Origin of the sequence: Mesorhizobium sp. M4B.F.Ca.ET.089.01.1.1 (assembly GCF_004022605.1) — a bacterium.
GTDB classification, from domain to species: Bacteria; Pseudomonadota; Alphaproteobacteria; order Rhizobiales; family Rhizobiaceae; genus Mesorhizobium; species Mesorhizobium abyssinicae.
Genome location: NZ_RZOS01000539.1, coordinates 1 through 3,447, shown reverse-complemented (window position 1 = coordinate 3,447; position 3,447 = coordinate 1). Strand labels below are relative to the sequence as shown.

Sequence of the window (3,447 nt, the reverse complement as noted above, 5' to 3'; positions counted from 1 at the left end):
ATCTGGTGCTGGTCACCCATCTGGAGAACATCATGGCGCTGACCGGCGTCGCGCCGCGCGAAGGCGAAGCGGTGGTGGTCGAGCCGCAGGGCGACGGCCTAAGGGTGCTTGGCCGCGTCACTTTCTGACGGGCGCGAGCCTGATATAGGCGATGGTTGCAACTGTTGCCGAAATGCCACTGCCGAAAGAAGCCGCAAAGCCGCAGCGACAATGCCGCTTGCGACAACCCGTCGCAGGGTCTATAGGCGCGCTCCCGGTCACGAAAACCGAAGCGAGCACAACGGTTGGAGCTTTCGTCTCCGCCCGCGCAGGCGGCACTGCCGCCCTGTGTACGGCGCCGTTTCGGAGATTGGGATCGCGGATGTAGCTCAGGGGGAGAGCGCCGGATTTGGATCCGGAGGTCGCAGGTTCGAATCCTGCTGTCTGCACCACGGATAGCTCAGTTGGGTAGAGCATCAGATCACGAATCTGACGGTCGAAGGTTCGAATCCTTCTCCATTGGCCTTCCAAGCCAAGCCACCCTGTCACGGTGTTATTCGGAAAATCGGTCCGGGGACCGGAATGCGAAAGAGCTGACGGACGGCCGAAGCCTTCGGGCCAAGACCGTATCGGCAGATCCGACGCCATCGGCTCGCGGCCAGGCCCGCGGTGACGATCAAGGCGCAGTGTCGCCGGCAAGGGAGGCCAAGGCCTCCGGCGCCCGCTTCGCTGCCTCGCGATCCGCTCCCGAAAGCCCGCTGCTTGGCGATGCCACCGGTCTCCGGATCATTCGTGCCGGGAAAAGGGAAACGAGAAACGAAAAGGATGATCGACGCATGAGTTGACGCCTCGCATGGGGCCATGCCCGACAGGAGTGAAGACAATGACCATTCTCGATAAGGTTCTGGGGCGCGAGCGCGTCCTTGTTAAGGAAAACGAACGGGCCGTCACCCTCTACAAGGGGGAGATCAAGGCTGTCCTGATGCCGGGCGAGCATTGGCTTGCCAACCGGCGCGGACGCCTTGAAGTGTCCCGGCACGACCTGAAGAACCCGGAATTCGTTTCGGCCTACGAGAAGGCGTTGTTCGACAAGCTGCCGGAGGTGGCGGCGCGTCATTTCACCGTCGTTCGCACCGGGCGTACGGATGTCGCCGTCATCGAGCGTGACGGCAACCTCCATGCCGTCCTGGCGCCGGATCGCAAGCTCGTGCTGTGGACGGATGCCGGACCGTGGAAGGTGACGCTGGTCGACACCTCGGCCGATCTGGCGATCGATCCGGCTCTCATGCGCCGGCTCGGCCAGGCCCGCAAGACGGAACTGATGTCCGTTCACCCGGTGGTCGACGGTCAGGCCGGACTGCTGTTTGTCGACGGGGCGCTGGCGCGGACGCTTGCCGCGGGCGTGCACGCCTTCTGGAACGTCGGGCGCATGGTGCAGATGAAGGTCGTCGACCTCAAGCGCCAGTCGCTCGACGTCGCCGGGCAGGAAGTGCTGACCAAGGATCGCGTGACGATCCGCGTCAACATCGCCGCCGAATACCGGGTCGTCGATCCGGTCAAGGCGGTGAGCGCGGTGAAGGACTTCTCTGAAGCCCTCTACCGCGCCCTGCAGTACGCGTTCCGCAAGACGCTTGGCGCGCTCACGCTCGACCAGATCCTTGAAAAGAAGGTGACGGTCGACGAGGAGGCGGCGGCCAAGGTCCGCGCCGACATGGCCGAGATCGGGGTCGAGGTCAGCGACATCGCGCTCAAGGATGTGATCCTGCCGGGCGAGATGCGCGAGATCCTCAACCAGGTGGTTTCGGCCGAGAAGCAGGCCGAGGCCAACGTCATCCGCCGGCGCGAGGAAACGAACGCGACGCGTTCGCTCCTCAACACGGCCAAGGTGATGGCCGAGAACCCGGTGATGCTGCGGCTGAAGGAGCTCGAGGCTCTGGAAGCCATCGCCGGCAAGGTCGAGCGGCTGACCGTCCACAACGGGACGGGCGGACTGCTGAACGACCTGGTCAAGCTCCGTGAAAACTGAGCTGACGTGACGTCAAATGGGAAGGGCCGCCGGTAGTCCGGCGGCCCTTCTTGCGTTTCCAAAGCCAGCATCCCATCTGGAGCGGGCTTATCAGCCCTTTTCCTGCCCGGAAAAACCGATTAGACAGCGCCCAAACAAGATGCGGACAGATTCCGCCCGCAACCGAAGGAAGAGCCCTTGTCCACCACGTTCGACAAAGTCGCCAAGATCATTGCCGACACCAGCGAGATCGATATCGAAACGATCACGCCCGAAAGCCACACCATCGACGATCTCGGCATCGACAGCCTCGATTTCCTCGACATCGTCTTTGCCATCGACAAGGAATTCGGCATCAAGGTGCCGCTGGAGAAGTGGACGCAGGAGGTCAACGACGGCAAGGCCTCGACCGACGACTATTTCGTCATGAAGAACCTGTGCGCCAAGATCGACGCGCTGGTCGCGGCCAAAAACGCCTGAGGCGGTTCGGGCGCGAACTTGACGCGCCCGGCCACGTGACCCACAAAGCCGCCCATGAGCAGCCCCCACGACGTCGTCATCACCGGTATCGGCCTTGTCTCCTCGCTGGGAGAGGGTCCGGATGCGCACTGGCAGAAGCTCGCCCAGCCCGGCCTCGAGCCGGTGCTCGATGCCGCGCGCTTTGCGCCCTATACCATCCATCCGCTGCCGGAGATCGACTGGAACCTGCAGATCGCCAAGCGCGGCGACCAGCGGCAGATGGAGACGTGGCAGCGGCTCGGTACCTATGCCGCGGGTCTGGCGCTGGACGATGCCGGCATCAAGGGCAATGACGAGCTCTGCGCGACGATGGACATGGTGGTGGCGGCCGGCGGCGGCGAGCGCGACGAGGCGGTCGATGCCGCCATCCTCGCCGCATCCGAAAGCCGCAACGACCGCGACGTGCTACTCAACGAGAAGCTGACCACTGAACTGCGCCCGACGCTGTTCCTCGCCCAGCTCTCCAATCTGCTCGCTGGCAACATCTCGATCGTCCACAAGGTCACCGGGTCGTCCCGCACCTTCATGGGTGAGGAAGGCGCTGGCGTCGCCGCCGTCGAGACGGCTGCCGCGCGCATCCGCTCGGGACAGTCGACGCATGTGCTGGTCGGCGGCGCCTTCCAGACCGAACATTCCGACATGCTGCTCGGCTACGAATTGGCCGGCTACCTCCATCGTGGCGCCTGGAAGCCTGTCTGGCAAAGGCAGGGCGGCGAAGGCGGCGGCGTGGTGACCGGATCTGGCGGCGCTTTCCTGGTGCTGGAGCAGCGCGAGCACGCGACGAGCCGCGGGCGCAAGATCTACGCCGAGCTCGGCCCCATCGTGTCCGGCCGCGCCAGGCGGCGGAACGGCGGGCTCGATGCCGAGATCGCGACCTTGCTCGATCAGACGGCGCTGCCGAATGGCGAATTGCTGGCGATCTCCGGCGCCTCCGGCGCCCACAC

At 64.6% G+C, this 3,447-nt stretch carries 3 protein-coding genes, 2 tRNA genes and 1 pseudogene; all 6 read left to right on the top strand.

What is annotated here, in order from left to right:
- Positions 1-128 (top strand): annotated as a pseudogene (locus EN780_RS40920) (histidine phosphatase family protein); the annotation flags it as partial.
- 229 nt (positions 129-357) lie between these two features.
- Positions 358-431, top strand: a tRNA-OTHER gene (locus tag EN780_RS30185).
- A 2-nt stretch (positions 432-433) separates the two neighbouring features.
- A tRNA-Arg gene (locus EN780_RS30180) sits at positions 434-509 on the top strand.
- 353 nt (positions 510-862) lie between these two features.
- Positions 863-2,005, top strand: coding sequence for a slipin family protein (locus EN780_RS30175; protein ID WP_189556857.1), 1,143 nt, complete (start codon positions 863-865; stop codon positions 2,003-2,005).
- Between the two features lie 177 nt (positions 2,006-2,182).
- A complete protein-coding gene (locus EN780_RS30170) occupies positions 2,183-2,464 on the top strand; it encodes an acyl carrier protein (protein WP_126054139.1) in 282 nt (93 codons plus the stop codon).
- A 54-nt stretch (positions 2,465-2,518) separates the two neighbouring features.
- Positions 2,519-3,447 (top strand): beta-ketoacyl-ACP synthase (locus EN780_RS30165; RefSeq protein ID WP_128276115.1); only part of this gene is annotated, 929 nt, incomplete at its 3' end.